The sequence below is a fragment of the Gramella sp. KN1008 genome (genome assembly GCF_004332155.1).
Taxonomy (GTDB): domain Bacteria; phylum Bacteroidota; class Bacteroidia; order Flavobacteriales; family Flavobacteriaceae; genus Christiangramia.
In genome coordinates, this window is record NZ_SJDV01000002.1 from 428,245 (window position 1) to 445,416 (window position 17,172).

Sequence of the window (17,172 nt, forward strand, 5' to 3'; positions counted from 1 at the left end):
TCTACACGAATCACCTGCTTGCTAACTGTAAAACAACTGGTTATGCTACAGCAACAGGATTATATTTTAAATACAGAGGAAGAATATAAACAGATCGATTCTGTAAAAGAAATGATCCAGGATATTCACCAGTCTGGAAATTTCTTTCAACTATCGTTACAAACCCTGGAGCTTATAAGACGCTTCAATAATCTTTTTATCACGGTGTTTGAGAAAAATGAGAAATCCCCAAGTCTGTTTCATCAACTTGTGGTCCTGAGTCATAGCCTGGAAACGCAATTATTAAGAGAAAACTGAATAAACTAAAAAATACTATTTACTGAAAATCAAAAACTTCCTTCGGGAAGTTTTTCTTTTTTAGGAATTGCCTTATTTTTTAAATAAAAAAACATTGTTTTATTTATAAAGAGGCTTATATTTGCAACCGCAAAAAGGTCTCGTAGCTCAGCTGGATAGAGCATCTGCCTTCTAAGCAGACGGTCACAGGTTCGAATCCTGTCGAGATCACAAAAAGCCTCGTAATCGCGGGGCTTTTTTGTTTTTAGTTGATTTGTATTATTGGTGGAAAATATTCACTAACAAGCCCCAAATGGAAGATCAATTAGATCAAGTTCATCCAGAGTTTTATCGAATTTGGACTTTTCATTATCCTCATAAAACACAAAATGAATATTTCCGTGCTTACAAATAAAACCAATAGCAGCTGAATGTGCTCCTGCGAATGAGCATTCCGGAAAATCTACATTATCCACCTTCAGTCTAATTAACAGACTTATCCACTCTTTCAGATCCTCACCATCGGCATAGATCCCACCTGCGAAATCATTCACTACACCATTGCTTCTTAACCATGAAATCATTTTTTTATCTCTAAAGGCATCCAGGTTCTCTAACCATGGGTAAGGATAATCGGGAATAAAAAGCATTCCCTCCCACTGCAGTTCCTTATTAAAATAATTCAAGCCCTTGCTTAAAAGCTGAACCTGTTCAATAAAATTTTCAGTCTCTGTACCAAGAATTGCCTGAGCCTTAAAGTTCTCTAATTCCGGAGCAGCGGGTATCTTGTCCCGTACTTCTTCATAATTCTGTAAAACAGGCCTGTTTCTCTCCTCACACTCCTTTTCAGAAAGATCCACCCACCTTTGCTCCTCTTCAATATAATTCTCTCCCGGAATAAATAAAAGACCATTCTTATCAGGAGCATAAACAGATGCCTGAGTTTTCTGAATAACAGCTGCCAGAATCAGGTTAGTTTCAAGACACTCCTTTCTACTTAATAATTTAACCATACAAATTACAAATGTCCTGTTAGGATTTTAGGTTTTTAAATCTCAACCCATTTTGAGTCTTGATATTTGTATTTCTTTGAGACGCTCCCGTCACTTTTATATTCAATCCATTCTCCTTGATAAAGACCATTGTTCAAATAGTACTTACGAACTTTATTTCCCCAGTCATTATATAAAATAACAGAGCCCGTACCGTCTTTTATAGTGCCTTTGTCAAATGGTTCACCCTCTGGGCTAAAACTTGCATGAATATTATAAACTTTACCATCCTTATACTCTATATCACTTAAAAGCTGGCCATTTGGATAATATAATTTTTCCCTTTCCAGAATATTATCCTTAAAATCTCTTTCTATCGTGGGCCTGCCATAAATACTAAACCAAATAAAGTGACCTTCCCGTAGCGTAAGCTCTTTATCTTTATACTGACCTCTCATTTGTAGTTTTCCAGACTTCCATCTGTCCTGAACTATATAAAGATCATCCAAATGATCTACCGTACGGAAATAAACATAATCCTGTGCATCTGTATAGTTCCAGTCGGCATCATAATAGACCATTGGACTTCCAATACTTCTTGCGGCATTAATAAGATTCTTGGCGGTCTTAACCGGGTCTTGGTCTACCCACCCCAGTTTATAATGTATAACCTTATCGCCTAAAAAGACATAGCCGTAGGGTGCTCTTATCTCATCCTTTTTTAAAAATTTTCGGATGTTCTCATCGGGATCCATATAAATATCAAAAGTCCATTGTTTCTTCAGAGCAAACTCCTTAATCCCCAGAACTCCATTACTGGGTTCAGAGACATTAACAGCCATAATTCTGAAGTCTGTCTTGTCTGAACCATAAGTTCCGTCATTTTTTAATTCTTTGTGAATTCTATCCAATGAACCAATACACACTTCACAGTTATTGAAATAGGTAAATAAAATTACCGGCTCCTCACTAGTTTTGATGATATCACTTACTTTCACTTCTATCCCGCCCAGGGTTTGCACTTTCACATCAAAAATAGACTCCTGGGAATTTATATTCGGACTGAAAAAAATTAAAAACATTAAAAAAGCTAAGCATTTAAAGAAGGCATTGAAAGAATTCATTTTGTAAAAAAATTAGTTAGTAAAGATTAGTCTGTATTTTAGTTCCTATATGGCTTATAGTTGATTATTAATTCACATCCGGGTACTTCTTCAAGGAAGTAGTTTAAACTTGACTCCTCTATTTCTGGCGGACTTACGATCAAGGTCTTTAAATTTTTAAGAGTAGATAATTTACTCACTCCTTTACAGGTCACCTCAGTACTGCCTAAATGCAAAAGCTCGAGACCTTGCATTTTGCAAAGACTCTCAATCGAAGCATCGGTAATATTCATTGATTTAAGTCTTAACTCCCTGATATATTCAAGGTTTTTAAGGCAGGTTATTCCTTCATCATCAATTAGATTATTATCAAGATCCAGTCTTTCAATTTTCCTGATCCGTGAAGTGATAAAACACAATTCTTCATTAGTAAAAGATTCGTCTCTTAAATTAAGATGAATCATTTCTGTAGGGATGCTCTCAATATCTTTAAAGCTGAATTTCGTTTTCCAGAATCTTCTTTCCTTCTTAGACAATTTCATGCTTATTCCTCTATTCCTAATGTACAGACCTCTGCATCATGCTTTTTCTTATGATACAAAGCCGTGGTAGCTTTTAAATGCTTTAAAGCGGCATGAGTCACATATTTCTCTCTTTCTGAAGGGATATAAAATTCAAGAAACTTAATTTCCTTATTGTTATTATTCTGGCAGTTCCGGGAAAAACTCAATTGTATTTGTTGTCCGTTTGCTGAAACATCCATAAGTTCAGTTAGTGGGAAATCCATAGCGATAACATAGTAAACCTCCACATCTGGTTCAGTAGCGGTTTGATAGATCTCAAAAGCTGCCTTCTCGAAATTCGAGTTATTTATTACTAAAATGGAATCTACATACTGCCACTCCTCATCTACTCCATACCGGTAGTTGATATTGGACATTTTAGCTCTGTTCTTGTTAATATGATCTATGGCCGACTCCCACTTCTGCCCAAACCCGGAAAATGGAATTAAAACAATAAATAAAAGGAAATAAAGAAGATGATTTATCTTCATTAGAATTTTCGGTTGATTAATTTTACTAAAATAAAAATCTTTTTCAAATTGAAAGTTAAGCAACTGATAGACTGCATTCTCACTCTTTATTTTTTTGATATATTCTTATCTACTTACTCTGAAGAAAGGGCTGAAAAGTAGTCTAATTGGTTATGTTCTTCTCTTTCCTCAAATTCCAAACCTTAGGAAAGCTCATACGCACCTTCATCAAAATCCTTTATTATCTGATTGATCTTTTTAGCGATTTCCTTTCTGTCTTTTGAACATAACAAATCCAGAGAATTCATTTTGATAGATCTTCCACTTCCGGGAAATATCCAGTTTCATTTTCTGGTATATATCTTCCATATCACTTGTGTTTAATTCCTCGTAAGCATAATCTTTTCACAATAATTTATGGCTCAATCTTAAAGTATTGTCAAAAGTACAGTTTTGGCGGTTAATCCCTATTAATCTTTCTAAATTAGGTATAAATACTAGTAAAAAACGATCTGTAAATCCCTATAAATAATGCTGTTAAAGCATTGTTTAACTAAGTTTTCAAAGAAATGCAGGAAATACCTGATTTATCTGAAAATTCCATTGAACAAATTTTAACAATTCTTGAAAAAGAAAAAGAGATAAGCTGTAGTTTGCCCGGTAACGGTATTCTGCATATAGAAAAGGAACTACCTTATCTGGTGATATACCGGCAGAGAAAAAATGACAGAGGCACCCGGAGGTTTGTTACCAATGAGGCTTCTTATCTTATTATTGGCAACCAGGATTTTCCCGGCTACCAAAAACTATTATATAAAATTTCTGATAAGATCTCCGCTGATCTGGAGGCCTTTCTCCTTTGTGAAATATATGCAGGTGAGCCTGGTTCTTCAAAAATAAGGATTAAGGGTCCGGCAAAAAGACTTCCTTCAACCCTTGATAGATTAAAGGAGGATTTCCTGAAGGTAAATTCTGAATTCACCGGACTTTATTTGGATACAGAAATCTTAGATACTCCTCACAGACAGGCTGAAAACACTGAAGCCTTAATGGAAGTTGAAGATGCCAAAAATTGTGGGGCTGTAATACTAGGCCTTGAAATTCCACCGGTTTACCGGAATGAGAACAATGAATTATATCCAGTCTTTTTCAGGAGATTTAAGGATTTTCTTATAAAAGCGATTCATCGCTCGTTCTTTGAATTCATTAGGGTACAAACTTCTGGAGGGGTTGCAAGTTACAACGCTCTTGGACGGAAATATCTTAAGCAGAAGGTATTTGACATAGATAAGAAGCTGGCCGAAATTGAAAAATCCTATCAGTTTTTATGGCTGGTGTCGCCTTCTAATATTCATGAAATCAAACAGGAATTCTTCAATAGCAATTACGAAAAAGTAATAGATTATCATTACCGTCTTCTGCCTATAGATCCTGATATACTCAAACGACGTTTATATAATCTGCCTATGGAAGAAATTGATGATCCGGCAATGTCGTATCTCTTCCGTGAAAAACGGGAAGAACTGGATATGCAGATCACCATGCTTAACGAACGGGGAACAAAGAATTTTCTGTACGACAGTATCAGACTTTATAAAGGGGTGGAAAATGTTTTGTGTGAAGAAGCCCGGGCTATTCTAAGAGATGTTGATGAAGAAGACGTTAATGAGGATGAACATCTAATCGATTCAAAGGAATTCAGCAGTCTTGCCCGAAAGGAATTTGATTATTACAGGGAGCAGGATGAAAATTTCAAATGTAAGGTTCATATACGTAAGGATGTGAACATTATGATGGTTTCCCAGGGAGAACTATATATCCCGGAAGATTACAAGATGAACAGAATTGAAGCTGAAGCACTCATTCAGCATGAGGTAGGCACCCATGTGCTCACCTATTATAACGGCAGCAGCCAACCTTTGCGTCAGTTAAGCATAGGTCTTGCCGATTATGATCCGCTTCAGGAAGGTCTCGCGGTGATGTCAGAATTCATGGTAGATGGACTTACAGCGAACCGTCTACGTATACTCGCAGGAAGGGTTATCGCAGGAGAAGCTCTTATGAATGGAGGGGATTTTCAGGAAATATTCAGGCTTCTGAAAATGGAATATGGATTCTCTCCGGAAAGAGCTTTCAATATTACCTCCCGTATTATGCAGGGCGGCGGATTTATGAAAGATATTATCTATTTGAAAGGGCTGGTGCTATTAAAAGAATATTTAAAAGAAGGGGGAGACTACGAACCCCTGCTGGCAGGAAAATTTGGAATAAATCATACGGGGATTATAAAGGAACTTACAGACCGTAAGGTTCTTAACCCGGTGAAAGTCAAGCCAAGTTATCTGCACAGCGAAAAGATGTGTGAAAAATTAGAATTAATCAGGCAGGGTTTAAGTCTGCCACAAATGGTATGTAAATGAAAATATGTTTTGTTTTAAATGATATAGCCACCGAGACCAGTGGTACTTCGGTAGCTTTAATGTGTATGGCCCATCAGCGAGGGCATGATGTGTATGCTATGGGGGTTGGGGACTTCAGTTTCCATCACGATGCTCCTATTAGTATAAATGCCACACAGGTACCAAAAAACACAAAAACCAAATCGCCTGCAAAATACCTGGAAGCACTTCAGAGTAATAAGGCCAGGAAGAAAAAAATAGATTCCACAGCCCTTGATGTATTGTTCATTCGTAATAATCCTACCGAAGAAAAAGGAAGGGAATGGGCAGAACAGGCCGGAGTAGCTTTTGGTAGGATGATCCAGCAACAGGATGTACTGGTCCTTAATGATGCATATGCGCTCTCACACGCCTTTATAGATAAGCTTTATTTTGAAGAGCTGCCACAGGAGATAAAACCAGATTCCATAGTAACCAGGGACAAGGAGCAGCTACTGGATTTTTGGGAAAAACAAAACAAGAAAATGGTATTAAAACCTCTGGAGGGCTCTGGGGGTCAGGATGTCTACCTTATAGATGAACATGAGAAGAACGTAAACCAGATCATTGAACACCTGAGCTCACAGGGATATGTGATCGCACAGGAATTTCTTCCAGCAGTGAAAGATGGTGACGTTAGAGTACTGTTGCTTAACGGAAAAGTAATGGAAAAAGATGGTGAAAAAGCGATAATCAGGAGAGTTGCTGGAGAAGGGGAATTTAGAAGTAACTTCAAGCTGGGCGCAACCGCAGATAGCAGTGATCTCACTCCCGAAATGCAACGTATCGTTGATCTTACAGCTCCAAAATTGATACGTGACGGACTTTTTTTCGTAGGTCTCGATATTGTAAAGGACAAACTTATAGAAATTAATGTTCTTAGTCCCGGTGGGATGGAAAGATTCAAAGACATAGGGCTTCCTCCTTTTACCGATTACGTGATTGAAGCCATTGAACGAAAAGTTGAATATAAAAAGCAGTACAAGGGTCAGCTCTCTAACAGAACCCTTGCTACAATGGATTAATAGGTCTGGATATGAATGAAGAATTGAAAGAAGAGATACCAAGGATAATTGGAAAATATACCACAGGAAAAGAAGGACCCTTACTTTTTGTTACAGGTGGCATTCATGGGAATGAACCAAGCGGGATACAGGCTTTGGAGATTGTATTTAAGGAACTTGAAAAAACGAGGCCTGAAATTGAAGGGACCATTGTAGGTGTAGCTGGAAATAAAATGGCCCTTAACCAGAATAAACGGTATATAGATGAAGATCTTAATCGAACCTGGACAGAGGAAAATATCGAAAGTGGGAATAAAGATAGCCATGAGAAAAAGGAGATGTTCGAGATCATAAGTATCCTTGAGCAATATCCTCAAAAAGATTTCACAAAGAGATATTTCCTCGATTGCCATACCACTTCCTCTGCCAGTCTGCCTTATGTTTCAGTTCAGGAAGTGAACGATAATGATGAATGGGCACACCGGTTCCCTACATATATTATTCGGGGTTTTAGTGATATCATAACAGGAGATATAGACCATTATTTAAGTCGTATCGGGATGACCGGTTTTGTCTTTGAGGCAGGCCAGCATACCGATAAAACATCGGTAGAAAATCATGAAGGAGTGATCTGGCTGGCCTTAAAGGAAGCCTGTAATATTGACCTTTCACAGATATCAAGATATCCGGAATGTGTGGATAGATTTGCAAAAAAGAATGCACCTCCCCAGAAAACCTTTGAAATTGTTTATAGACACGGTCTTGAAGATAGCGATATCTTCGAGATGCAGCCCGGATATGAAAACTTCCAGAAAATTAAAAAAGGAGAACTCCTTGCGAAACAAAACGGGAATGAAGTTAAAAGCGAATGGGACGCGCATATCTTTATGCCATTATATCAATCACAGGGTAATGATGGTTTCTTCGTAGTAAAGGAAGTATAAATAGAAAAAAACCGGTGATTTCTCACCGGTTTTTTCATTTTTTTACGATTCCCAGAACCTTGCCTGTCTGGCAGTCTATACGAAGTAATTCATTATCTCTCATACCATATTTGCCTGACCTAACCCGGTAGTCTCCTATACCTCTACCCGATTCTACCATGATAATTTCTGATCCGTCATTTGGATCCATCAAAGGACTTCTACATCCAGTCTCGCTGAACTCCATACCCGGTTTTGTAGTGAAAAATTCCGGAGCATCATCGGCAGTACGCATCGATTTGGTTGCGAAAGATTGTGAGGAGCATCCAAAGGCCGCTAATAGTATTACCATTAGAGCGGCAATAAATACTTTTTTCATAGAAATAATTTGAAAATTTGACCGATAAATTTAGATAAAAAAAGGATTGGTTTTACACTCCTAAATAACTATTTACCAGACCATTTAAGCCTTTTATTTTTCAGAATCACTTTGCAAATTCCAGGCAAACCGGTGTCTTGATCTCAAATAGTTCCTGGTGAATTTTCAGTTTTCCTGTATTAGGATTTATTGTGTAAATAGTAATATTCCCGGTATCCTGACTTGCTGCATATAAATACCTCCCAAAAGGTGAGATCGCAAAGTTGCGCGGGGTCTTACCGGCTACGGGTACAAAATCAACAGTTTTAAGTTTTCCGGTTTCTGAATTTATTTCAAATACAACAATGCTATTATGACCTCTATTGGATGCATAAAGAAATTTTCCATCCGGGTGTAAATGTATATCGGCAGCATAGTTCTTGTTTTTATAGCTTTCAGGCAGGGAGGAAATATTCTGAATTAATTCCAGTCCGCCATCTATTTTCACTGAGAATACACTAACGCTACTGTTAAGTTCATTAATAGAATACGCAAAACTGCCATTTTTAGCGAAACTCATATGCCTTGGGCCAGCTCCCTTTTTCAGGGTAACAAATTTCTGGTCATGAGGAGTAAGCTTACCTTCTCCCCTGTCAAAATGATAGATCCATATCTTATCATTCCCCAGATCGGCGACATAAGCATAACGGTTATCCCCACTAACTTTTACCGAATGAGCATTAGCGCTTTCTGAAGATTCCAGTTTAAGCTCCTGATTTTTAACAAGCTTTCCGTCGCTGTCTATTTTATAGACCATAACTATTCCGCCTAAATAATTACTCACGAACACAAACTTGCCCGATTTGTCCAGGGCGATGTGGCAGGGCGCTAAACCACCAGTGGATAATTTTCCGATATTCTTTAAGGAACCATCTTCCTGTATCTCGTAAGAATAAACAAACCCGCTTTCAGCATCATTAGGCCCCAGTTCACTTACGGCATACAGGTACTTCCCCATCTTTCCGACCTTAATAAAAGAAGGGTTTGTAACCTCAGTAGCCGTACAAACGAACTCAAGATCACCGGTGGCCGAATGCTGGTTGAGAAGATAGATTCCACGTGCTTTTCCATCCACATGCCCCTCTTTTTTGGTATAAGTACCAACATACATGCGGTTAATTGAATCAGCGAGTGGTCTTTTCTCCATTTGCCCGTAATTAGGCTGGACCATAAGCGCTGTTAAAATGAGTAGAATACCTGAAATTTTCATATTAATGCTTTTTTAAAATTAGAGCCACTTCTTTCTTTTGAAATAATATAACATCAAAAGGAAAATAATGATCATCACTCCCCACAGTACAAAGTAGCTGTATCTCCATTCCAGTTCAGGAATATATTCGAAGTTCATCCCATATATACCGGCAATAAAGGTTAGCGGGATAAAAATACTGGCCATTATGGTAAGTACCTTCATTACTTCGTTCATCTTATTACTAATGGTAGTCATGTAAAGATCCATTAGTCCCCAGATCATTTCACGGTAGATCTCGATGTTTTCTGATATCTGCACTATGTGATCATGCAAATCTCTTATATAATTGATGGTACTATCCTTTATAAGCCCATTTTCCATTTTTTCCAGTCTCCCCACTACTTCGCGTAAAGGAAAAACCGAACGTCTGATCCTTAAAATTGTACTTTTTAACTCCTGTATCTCCTGGGTGATATTTTCCTGCGGCTCTGCTGTAAAAAGAGTTGATTCCAAAGTTTCTATACGGTCACTAATATCGTCTATTACCAGAAAGTAATTATCTATAATGGAATCCAAAAGTGCGAACATCAGGTAATCTGCAGAGCGCCCCCGGATCCTTCCCTTGGCAGTCTCCAGCCTCTCTCTCACAGGATCAAAAACATCCCCGTCAGATTCCTGGAAAGTGAGTAGATAGTTTCTTCCAACAATCATGCTTATATGCTCATTCTCAATATGGCCATCCCTGTAGTAGAGCATTTTGGCAACTATAAAAAGATAATCCTGATATTCTTCAATCTTTGGCCTTTGCCCAGTATTTACAATATCTTCCAACACCAGGGGGTGCAATTCATAATGCTCTCCCAGTTTCTGTATTTCAGCTACATTACTTAAACCATCAATATTGAACCAGGTGATCCTGTCTTCATCCACAAATTTGAAAGCATCCTCGGTAGAAGTCGATGTGAACCTTTCATAATTTTCAAGGTTGTAATCTATCACATCAAGCTTAGTAGTGACAGATTCTTTCCTTCCTACATAAGTCATGGTACCAGGGATCTGGTTTACCGTCTTTGTATTTTTAGGACGCCTTAATAACAGTGATTTTGGTTTGAGGGCCATAAGTAGAATAATATTTTCTATAAATGTAATAATAATACCTTAACGATACTTTTTAGGAAATAAATCGCGGTCGGCTGAATAAAAATGAGAAATAGCGCTAAGTTTTTCCCGAAAATCTGGGCTTAATTTTACCTTTGCCGTCATGAAAGAAGCAGTGCTGTTAGATACCCTGAAGGAATATTTTGGTTACGAGAGTTTTAGGCCTTTACAGAAGAAGATAATCAATTCGGTCTTTGAAGCTAAAGACAATTTAGTGATCATGCCTACAGGTGGTGGAAAGTCCATCTGTTACCAGCTTCCTGCAATTCTGCTTCCGGAAATCACCCTGGTGATATCTCCTCTTATCGCCCTTATGAAAGACCAGGTAGATGGTCTTAAGGCTAATGGTGTGCCTGCCGCTTTTCTAAATAGCAGTCAGGACGAAGCCGATAAAGAAGCAATCTTTCAGAAAATAGATAAAAACGAGATCAAATTATTATACGTGGCGCCGGAAAGCCTTCAATTTATTGATCGTTTTCTGAATGACGGGAAAGTAAGCCTTATAGCCATTGACGAAGCCCATTGTATTTCCAGCTGGGGTCATGACTTCAGGCCGGCTTACACTCAGCTTGGCTACCTTAAAAAACGATTCCCTTCTACCCCAATACTCGCCTTAACGGCTACTGCAGATAAAGCCACCCGAAATGATATTTGCAGGCAACTTAATATTCCCCGGGCTGAAAAGCACATTGCCTCGTTTGATCGTAAGAACTTAAGTTTAGAAGTAAAGCCCGGCATCAAACGCTTTGAGAAGATCCTGGATTTCATTAAGAATCGCAGTACCGAAAGCGGTATCATTTACTGTCTTAGCAGGAAGACTACCGAAGAACTTGCTTCCAAGCTTAAGGCGAAAGGTTTTAAGGCCGAAGCCTATCACGCCGGTTTAGATCACCTTGAGCGTTCAAAGATCCAGGAAGACTTCATCAATGATGAAAAGCAGATCATCTGTGCCACCATAGCCTTTGGAATGGGTATCGATAAATCAAATATTAGATGGGTGATCCATTATAATATGCCAAAGAATCTTGAGGGATATTACCAGGAAATTGGTCGTGCCGGCCGCGATGGACTGCCGTCAGACACCCTTCTTTTTCATAGTTATTCTGATGTGATCCAGCTTCAGAAATTCGCGTCTAACGCTAAAAATGAAGACGTTCAGCTGGCCAAACTGGACAGGATGAAGCAGTATGCCGAAGCTCTTAGTTGCCGAAGAAAAATACTGCTCAGCTATTTTGGCGAGTTTATGGAGGAGAATTGCGGTAACTGCGATATTTGCAGAAATCCTCCTGAATTTTTTGATGGTACTGTTATAGCTCAAAAAGCACTTTCCTGCATCTTTCGATTAAAGGCTTCCGAACCTATTTCAGCCGTTATAGATGTCTTGCGAGGAGCCCAGAATGAAGTGGTTAGAAGAAATAACTATGAGCAGCTTTCCACCTATGGAATTGGAAAGGAAATTTCGTGGCATAACTGGCAGCAGTACCTTATTCAGCTTATTAATCTTGGGTATATCGAAATTGCTTTTGACCGGAATAATCATTTACAGCTTACTGAACAGGCTAAGAGAGTATTATTCGAAAATGAAAAAGTCTTACTCGCAGAAGTAACAGAAAATAAAGCAAAGATTCAGGCTGAAAGGACCACTTCTGCTTCAGATTCACTTTTTGAAAGACTCAGGCAGCTTCGACTTGAGATCGCCCGGGAAGAGGATATTCCTGCCTATCTCATTTTTAATGATGCTGCGCTTAAGGACATGGAAATACAGCGCCCAATGTCAGATTCCGAATTTATGCTGATTAATGGTGTGGGTAGGAAGAAGATGGAAGATTACGGGTACAGATTCATCAAGGAGATCATCGCTTTCAGCAAAGAAAAGAGAAAAAAGAAAACCAGGAAAAAGACAAAAAAGGGAAACACTTTAAAGGAAACCCTGGCCTTATATGAAGAGGGGCTAAGCGTAGAAGAGATGGCAGAAGAACGTGGCATTGCCAGGAATACGATTTTCACCCATTTGATCAAACTTTACGATGAAGGTGAAGAAGTTAATTTGCGGCAGTTCGTACCCGAACCTGAACTGAGTTCAATAAAAGAAGCTAAAGCGAAGCTTGACAATCCTAATTCTTTAAAAGCCTATTTTGAACATTTTGAAGAAGCTATTCCATATGAAACCATCAAGATATCATTAAAGATCCTTGAAAAAGAAGAAGCGCTATAGCTAATCAAATTCAATCTTGTTCAGAATAAGTCCGGAAGCCGGCGCGATAAAATCCATTTGAAGGTGTGTACTATCAGGCAACAGACTTTCCTTGATATCGTCCAGAGTTAGTTCTCCCCTTCCTACCAGAACTAGCGCACCCATCATTAGTCTTACCTGGTGCCTAAGGAATCCGGCGGCATGAATATGAAAAATATACGATCTCTCTGGAAAGAAATTAGCAGTATACATATGATTTTCTACGATTTCAGATCTAAGCATCTCTCTTTCAAACGTGCTTTTCTCGGAAACACGAACACAATAATTTCTAAAATTGTGGGTGCCCTGGAATAGCTTTGCGGCCTGCTGCATCTTTTGAATATCAAGGTCTTCCTGGAAATTGGCCATAAAAGGAGCACAAAAGGGATGAAATTTTTCACCAATACTGAACAAATATGCGTACTCTTTGGTCTTGGAATGCTGAATGATGTTGAAGTTCTTATCTACTTCTTCAATACTTAAAGCCCGGATATCCTGCGGAAGATTCTTATTAAAAAGAGAAAGGAATTCATCAAGGTCTTCTAATGGTTCATGATCAAGAAATAACTCAAATGCCGACTCCTCAGCCGAAACCATGGCATCGGTGCGACTGGTGCCAAGGATCTTACATTTAGCTTCAGGCATGACCCAACCCAGGGTCTTGGTTATTAAGCCTTCAACTGTTTTCACATCAGGTTGTTTCTGCCAGCCATGAAGCCGGTAACCTAAGTACTGGATTTTGATAAAATAGTAGAATCGTTTTCTGAACAAGATCGATAGTTTCAGGCAAATATATTCATTCTTAATAGTCTCTTATCATCAAACATTCCTTGAGACAGCTTATTCCTAATTTTAAGACTAAAACCCCGTTAAAATAGGTTAAAATTTCTTAAATTTACAGACGCTTCAATTCACCATTTTCACCTATTGCCCTATCCTATCTTTAACCCGTAAGAACTTTAAAATAAACTAATTAAACGATAGACCTCTATCATCAATCAAAAACATCAAAGCCCCGAAAGGGGCTTTTTCAATCTTATCAATTCTGAGTAAATTGATTCAAAAATTAAAATGAAGCCTTACCACAGAAAACCATCCCAGAAATGTCTAATTCAGTTTGATAAGAATTTCTCAAACATCGACGATCTTAGAACAGAGATCTCCAGCAGTCTTGCTACCGACGATAATCTCTGGCTGAGTTATGACGAGGATGTGGGAATAGAGCGTCTCACCAAAACCGAACGAGGTTTTGGTTATCATAAACACTATGAACTATTCGATTTTTTTGATCTTCCGGGAGGCCAAGGAGAGGCCGATATGGAAGCACTTGCCTACCAGGAGCCCTTTTTATGGTTCTGCGGAAGCATGAGTCTTAAGAGAGATTCCCCGGATCCTGAGGATTCGCTAGAAGAACAACTCGATGATCTCAGCGATGTGGATATAGATGAAAACAGGTTTAATTTAGGTCGAATTCCCTGTATCAAAGAGAACGGAAGCTATGAACTTCTAAAAGAAGCTGAATATAAAGGCAAAAAGATCCGCCCACTCATGCTGCGTGGAGGTACCAAAAGTACCGAACTTCATAATGCATTGATGCTGGATGAACATCTGGAAAAGTTTATGCATATTCCGTGTAAGGATAACGGTTTTGATATTGAAGGTCTGGCGGTGCATAACGAAAGGATCTTTATTGGTCTGCGCGGCCCTGTTCTTAATGGATACGCGATTATACTGGAAATTTCCTGTAAAGAATTTGACGGTGAACTGCTATTATCAAAAAGACCTGATGAAGATAAACTCTATCGCAAGCATTTTATAGATCTCCGGGGAATGGGAATAAGGGAACTGAATATTGACAAAAAAGGAGATCTTTACCTGCTTGCCGGGCCCACAATGGACCTGGACGGCACGATAAGTATTTATAAAATAAATGGCGGGTTACCAGACCAGCATGCCAGTGTTATCCATGATGCCGAAAGACTCTTTGATGTGGCCCGCGGATCAGAATTAGAACATGGGGCAGACAAAGCTGAGGGAATGGCATTTCTCGATGAGAAAAGAATTTTGATCACTTATGATTCTCCCGTTAAAGAAAGACTAGAAGGAGATACTGGAGTTTGGATGGATTGTTATGAGCTATAGATTTAATAAAATATTCTAATCCATGGCTCTTTCTTTAAGCCCTGTTTATTTTTTATCTTGCTGAAGTGAAATTCAGAACTCCAATGAAAAGACCCCTTCTATTTTCTTTATTCGTGATTAGTCTCTCGTTTATGGCTTCTGCCCAGACGGGTAGAGACAGTGTGACCTCAGCAGATTATGAACATGCTACTCGTTTCTTAAGTTTTAATACCTCTGCTTTGGTAGACAGAAGTTATGTAAGTCCGCAATGGCTTGAGGATGGGGAATTCTGGTACAAGGTTACTGAAAAGGGACAGGACAGGTTCGTTCTTCTGGATCCGGAAACAGGGAAAAGAGTAACCTCTTCTTCAGAAAAAGAACTCCTTTCCGGCTTAAAACAAGCTAGAGAAAAAAACGTTAGTCACTCGACGAATGAAGTTCTTTCCCCGAATGGTGAAAAAGTAGTATTTATAAAAGAGTGGAATCTATGGATGCGTGATCTTGAATCGGGTGAAGAAACACAGCTGACCAGTGATGGCAAAGAGAATTTTGGTTATGCCACAGATAATGCAGGGTGGCGTAAAAGTGATAAACCTATTCTTCTTTGGTCGCCAGATTCTAAAAAGATCGCTACTTATCAACAGGATCAACGACATATAAACGATATGTACCTGGTTTCAACAAATGTGGGTGCTCCAAATTTGCAGAAATGGAAATATCCCCTTCCTGGAGATAAGGAAATAATCAAAATTCACAGGGTGATCATTGAAGTTGATGATCCTAAAGTGATAAGACTCAATATTCCTGCCGATCCCAGACGTGGGACTCTTTGTGATAATATATCATGTTCCGGAGCTTTTGATGATAACCAGTGGAATGATGATGCTACCAAACTTGCTTTCGTTTCTACTTCGCGTGACCATAAGTCGGCTAAAATGAGAATTGCTGATGCTGAAACAGGCGAAGTAAGGGAAGTATTTGAAGAAAGAGTTGAAACTCAGTACGAATCAGGCCAGGGGTCCATCAACTGGCATTACCTTCCCGAGTCTGAAGAAATTATCTGGTATTCTGAAAGAGATGATTGGGGCCATCTCTATTTATATGATTCAGAAACGGGTGAATTAAAAAACCAGATCACAAAGGGTAATTTTGTGGTTACTCAATTACTTCATGTTGACGAGGATAAACGCAAACTCTATTTTCTTGCGGATGGTCGTGAAGAAGGACGCGATCCCTATTTCAGCCACTTTTACAGCATAGATTTCAATGGAAAGAATTTAAAATTACTTACTACTGAAAATGGTAATCATAAAATATCGATCTCACCAAACGCCGAATATTTCGTAGATAATTATTCTCAGCCCAACGTTCCGAATGTTGCTGAATTGAGAACAATGAAAGGTAAATTGATCACTACTCTTGAGGAAGCCGATATCTCAAGGTTAAAAGAGGCCGGATGGAAAGCTCCACAACCTATCACTGTAAAGTCAAGAGATGGCAAATGGGACCTTTACGGACTCATGTTCACCCCTACTCACCTGGATAAAACAAAAAAATATCCTGTGGTTAATTACGTATATCCAGGTCCGCAGGGAGGTGGTGTAGGCAGCCGTTCTTTTTCTCCATCCAGAAGGGATCATCAGGCGCTGGCCGAACTGGGTTTTGTGGTAGTGGTAATTGATGGCACCTGTAATCCCGACAGATCTAAGTCTTTCCATGATGCCTGCTACGGAAATATGGCCGATAATACTCTGGAAGATCAGATCTCGGGTATCAAACAACTGGCAGAAAAACATCCATATATGGACCTTGACCATGTAGGTATCTGGGGACATTCAGGTGGAGGTTTCGCTACTGCTGCCGCCATGTTCAAATATCCCAAGTTCTATAAAGTAGGTATCTCGGAATCCGGAAACCACGACAACAGGAATTATGAAGATGACTGGGGAGAAAGGTATATAGGACTTCTTACCGAAGATGCTGATGGAGTCTCGAATTACGAAAAACAGGCCAATCAAAATCTCGCCGAAAACCTTGAAGGAAAGCTTTTACTGGCACATGGTGCAATGGATGATAATGTCCCCCCATATAACACCTATCTTGTGGTAGATGCCCTAATAGAAGCCAATAAGGATTTTGATCTTATTATTTTTCCTCACGCAAGACATGGGTTTGGAAAAGACTATTATTATATGATGAGACGCCGGTGGGATTACTTTGTAGAACACCTGATGGGCGCAACCCCTCCTGAAAATTTTGAAATAGACCCTTCTAAATAGAT

Annotated in this window: 15 protein-coding genes and 1 tRNA gene; 8 read left to right on the plus strand and 8 right to left on the minus strand. The window is 39.0% G+C overall.

From position 1 onward, the window contains the following. Positions 1-42 precede the first annotated feature (42 nt). Positions 43-297 carry a hypothetical protein gene (locus tag EZJ28_RS05200; RefSeq protein WP_131395633.1) on the plus strand — a complete coding sequence of 85 codons (255 nt, stop codon included), beginning with the start codon at positions 43-45 and terminating at the stop codon, positions 295-297. A gap of 136 nt (positions 298-433) precedes the next feature. Beyond that, positions 434-507: transfer RNA gene (locus EZJ28_RS05205), tRNA-Arg, on the plus strand. A 68-nt stretch (positions 508-575) separates the two neighbouring features. On the opposite strand, the gene EZJ28_RS05210 is transcribed toward EZJ28_RS05205, so the two are convergent. The 4 genes from EZJ28_RS05210 to EZJ28_RS05225 all read right to left on the minus strand — a co-directional run bounded on the left by EZJ28_RS05210 (position 576) and on the right by EZJ28_RS05225 (position 3,425). After that, the gene (locus EZJ28_RS05210; RefSeq protein WP_131395635.1) at positions 576-1,289 is read right to left on the minus strand and encodes a hypothetical protein; all 714 of its coding nucleotides are present in this window, start codon (positions 1,287-1,289) and stop codon (positions 576-578) included. Between the two features lie 35 nt (positions 1,290-1,324). Beyond that, the gene (locus EZJ28_RS05215; protein WP_165499032.1) at positions 1,325-2,350 is read right to left on the minus strand and encodes a redoxin domain-containing protein; all 1,026 of its coding nucleotides are present in this window, start codon (positions 2,348-2,350) and stop codon (positions 1,325-1,327) included. A gap of 80 nt (positions 2,351-2,430) precedes the next feature. Continuing rightward, complete coding sequence (locus tag EZJ28_RS05220; RefSeq protein ID WP_131395639.1) at positions 2,431-2,913, minus strand: hypothetical protein; 483 nt, start codon at positions 2,911-2,913, stop codon at positions 2,431-2,433. A gap of 2 nt (positions 2,914-2,915) precedes the next feature. After that, positions 2,916-3,425 (minus strand): hypothetical protein, encoded by a 510-nt coding sequence (locus EZJ28_RS05225; RefSeq protein ID WP_131395641.1) that lies wholly within the window; start codon positions 3,423-3,425, stop codon positions 2,916-2,918. 548 nt (positions 3,426-3,973) lie between these two features. Between EZJ28_RS05225 and EZJ28_RS05230 the strand changes: the two genes are divergently transcribed. The 3 genes from EZJ28_RS05230 to EZJ28_RS05240 are packed head-to-tail and all read left to right on the plus strand — an operon-like array spanning position 3,974 to position 7,790. Further along, positions 3,974-5,824 (plus strand): flavohemoglobin expression-modulating QEGLA motif protein, encoded by a 1,851-nt coding sequence (locus tag EZJ28_RS05230; RefSeq protein WP_131395643.1) that lies wholly within the window; start codon positions 3,974-3,976, stop codon positions 5,822-5,824. Further along, positions 5,821-6,867 (plus strand): glutathione synthetase, encoded by a 1,047-nt coding sequence (locus EZJ28_RS05235; RefSeq protein ID WP_131395645.1) that lies wholly within the window; start codon positions 5,821-5,823, stop codon positions 6,865-6,867. Before EZJ28_RS05230 ends, EZJ28_RS05235 begins: the two co-directional genes overlap by 4 nt. Before the next feature lie 11 nt (positions 6,868-6,878). Further along, positions 6,879-7,790, plus strand: coding sequence for a succinylglutamate desuccinylase/aspartoacylase family protein (locus EZJ28_RS05240; RefSeq protein WP_131395647.1), 912 nt, complete (start codon positions 6,879-6,881; stop codon positions 7,788-7,790). A gap of 34 nt (positions 7,791-7,824) precedes the next feature. Here the strand turns inward: EZJ28_RS05240 and EZJ28_RS05245 are convergent, their stop codons facing one another. From EZJ28_RS05245 to corA, 3 genes are all read right to left on the minus strand, one after another. Further along, complete coding sequence (locus EZJ28_RS05245) at positions 7,825-8,148, minus strand: hypothetical protein (protein WP_131395649.1); 324 nt, start codon at positions 8,146-8,148, stop codon at positions 7,825-7,827. 106 nt (positions 8,149-8,254) lie between these two features. Continuing rightward, on the minus strand, positions 8,255-9,397 hold the full coding sequence (locus EZJ28_RS05250; protein WP_131395651.1) for a lactonase family protein: 1,143 nt from the start codon (positions 9,395-9,397) through the stop codon (positions 8,255-8,257). A gap of 18 nt (positions 9,398-9,415) precedes the next feature. Beyond that, entirely contained in the window at positions 9,416-10,498 is a 1,083-nt protein-coding gene (gene corA / locus EZJ28_RS05255) for a magnesium/cobalt transporter CorA (protein ID WP_131395653.1), read from the minus strand. A 142-nt stretch (positions 10,499-10,640) separates the two neighbouring features. Here corA and recQ point away from each other — a divergent pair, with 142 nt between their 5' ends. Further along, positions 10,641-12,752 carry a DNA helicase RecQ gene (gene recQ / locus EZJ28_RS05260; protein ID WP_131395655.1) on the plus strand — a complete coding sequence of 704 codons (2,112 nt, stop codon included), beginning with the start codon at positions 10,641-10,643 and terminating at the stop codon, positions 12,750-12,752. On the opposite strand, the gene truA is transcribed toward recQ, so the two are convergent. Next, positions 12,753-13,541 carry a tRNA pseudouridine(38-40) synthase TruA gene (gene truA / locus EZJ28_RS05265; protein WP_131395657.1) on the minus strand — a complete coding sequence of 263 codons (789 nt, stop codon included), beginning with the start codon at positions 13,539-13,541 and terminating at the stop codon, positions 12,753-12,755. A 300-nt stretch (positions 13,542-13,841) separates the two neighbouring features. Between truA and EZJ28_RS05270 the strand changes: the two genes are divergently transcribed. Both EZJ28_RS05270 and EZJ28_RS05275 read left to right on the plus strand, forming a co-directional pair. After that, positions 13,842-14,912 carry a DUF3616 domain-containing protein gene (locus EZJ28_RS05270; protein ID WP_131395659.1) on the plus strand — a complete coding sequence of 357 codons (1,071 nt, stop codon included), beginning with the start codon at positions 13,842-13,844 and terminating at the stop codon, positions 14,910-14,912. Positions 14,913-14,995: 83 nt separating this feature from the next. After that, the gene (locus EZJ28_RS05275; RefSeq protein ID WP_131395661.1) at positions 14,996-17,170 is read left to right on the plus strand and encodes a S9 family peptidase; all 2,175 of its coding nucleotides are present in this window, start codon (positions 14,996-14,998) and stop codon (positions 17,168-17,170) included. Positions 17,171-17,172: the final 2 nt, after the last annotated feature.

Coding starts and splice junctions, on each gene's coding strand:
- EZJ28_RS05200 (WP_131395633.1), top strand. CDS start 43: ATGCTACAGCAACAGGATTATATTTTAAATACAGAGGAAGAATATAAA.
- EZJ28_RS05210 (WP_131395635.1), bottom strand. CDS start 1,289: ATGGTTAAATTATTAAGTAGAAAGGAGTGTCTTGAAACTAACCTGATT.
- EZJ28_RS05215 (WP_165499032.1), bottom strand. CDS start 2,350: ATGTTTTTAATTTTTTTCAGTCCGAATATAAATTCCCAGGAGTCTATT.
- EZJ28_RS05220 (WP_131395639.1), bottom strand. CDS start 2,913: ATGAAATTGTCTAAGAAGGAAAGAAGATTCTGGAAAACGAAATTCAGC.
- EZJ28_RS05225 (WP_131395641.1), bottom strand. CDS start 3,425: ATGAAGATAAATCATCTTCTTTATTTCCTTTTATTTATTGTTTTAATT.
- EZJ28_RS05230 (WP_131395643.1), top strand. CDS start 3,974: ATGCAGGAAATACCTGATTTATCTGAAAATTCCATTGAACAAATTTTA.
- EZJ28_RS05235 (WP_131395645.1), top strand. CDS start 5,821: ATGAAAATATGTTTTGTTTTAAATGATATAGCCACCGAGACCAGTGGT.
- EZJ28_RS05240 (WP_131395647.1), top strand. CDS start 6,879: ATGAATGAAGAATTGAAAGAAGAGATACCAAGGATAATTGGAAAATAT.
- EZJ28_RS05245 (WP_131395649.1), bottom strand. CDS start 8,148: ATGAAAAAAGTATTTATTGCCGCTCTAATGGTAATACTATTAGCGGCC.
- EZJ28_RS05250 (WP_131395651.1), bottom strand. CDS start 9,397: ATGAAAATTTCAGGTATTCTACTCATTTTAACAGCGCTTATGGTCCAG.
- corA (WP_131395653.1), bottom strand. CDS start 10,498: ATGGCCCTCAAACCAAAATCACTGTTATTAAGGCGTCCTAAAAATACA.
- recQ (WP_131395655.1), top strand. CDS start 10,641: ATGAAAGAAGCAGTGCTGTTAGATACCCTGAAGGAATATTTTGGTTAC.
- EZJ28_RS05270 (WP_131395659.1), top strand. CDS start 13,842: ATGAAGCCTTACCACAGAAAACCATCCCAGAAATGTCTAATTCAGTTT.
- EZJ28_RS05275 (WP_131395661.1), top strand. CDS start 14,996: ATGAAAAGACCCCTTCTATTTTCTTTATTCGTGATTAGTCTCTCGTTT.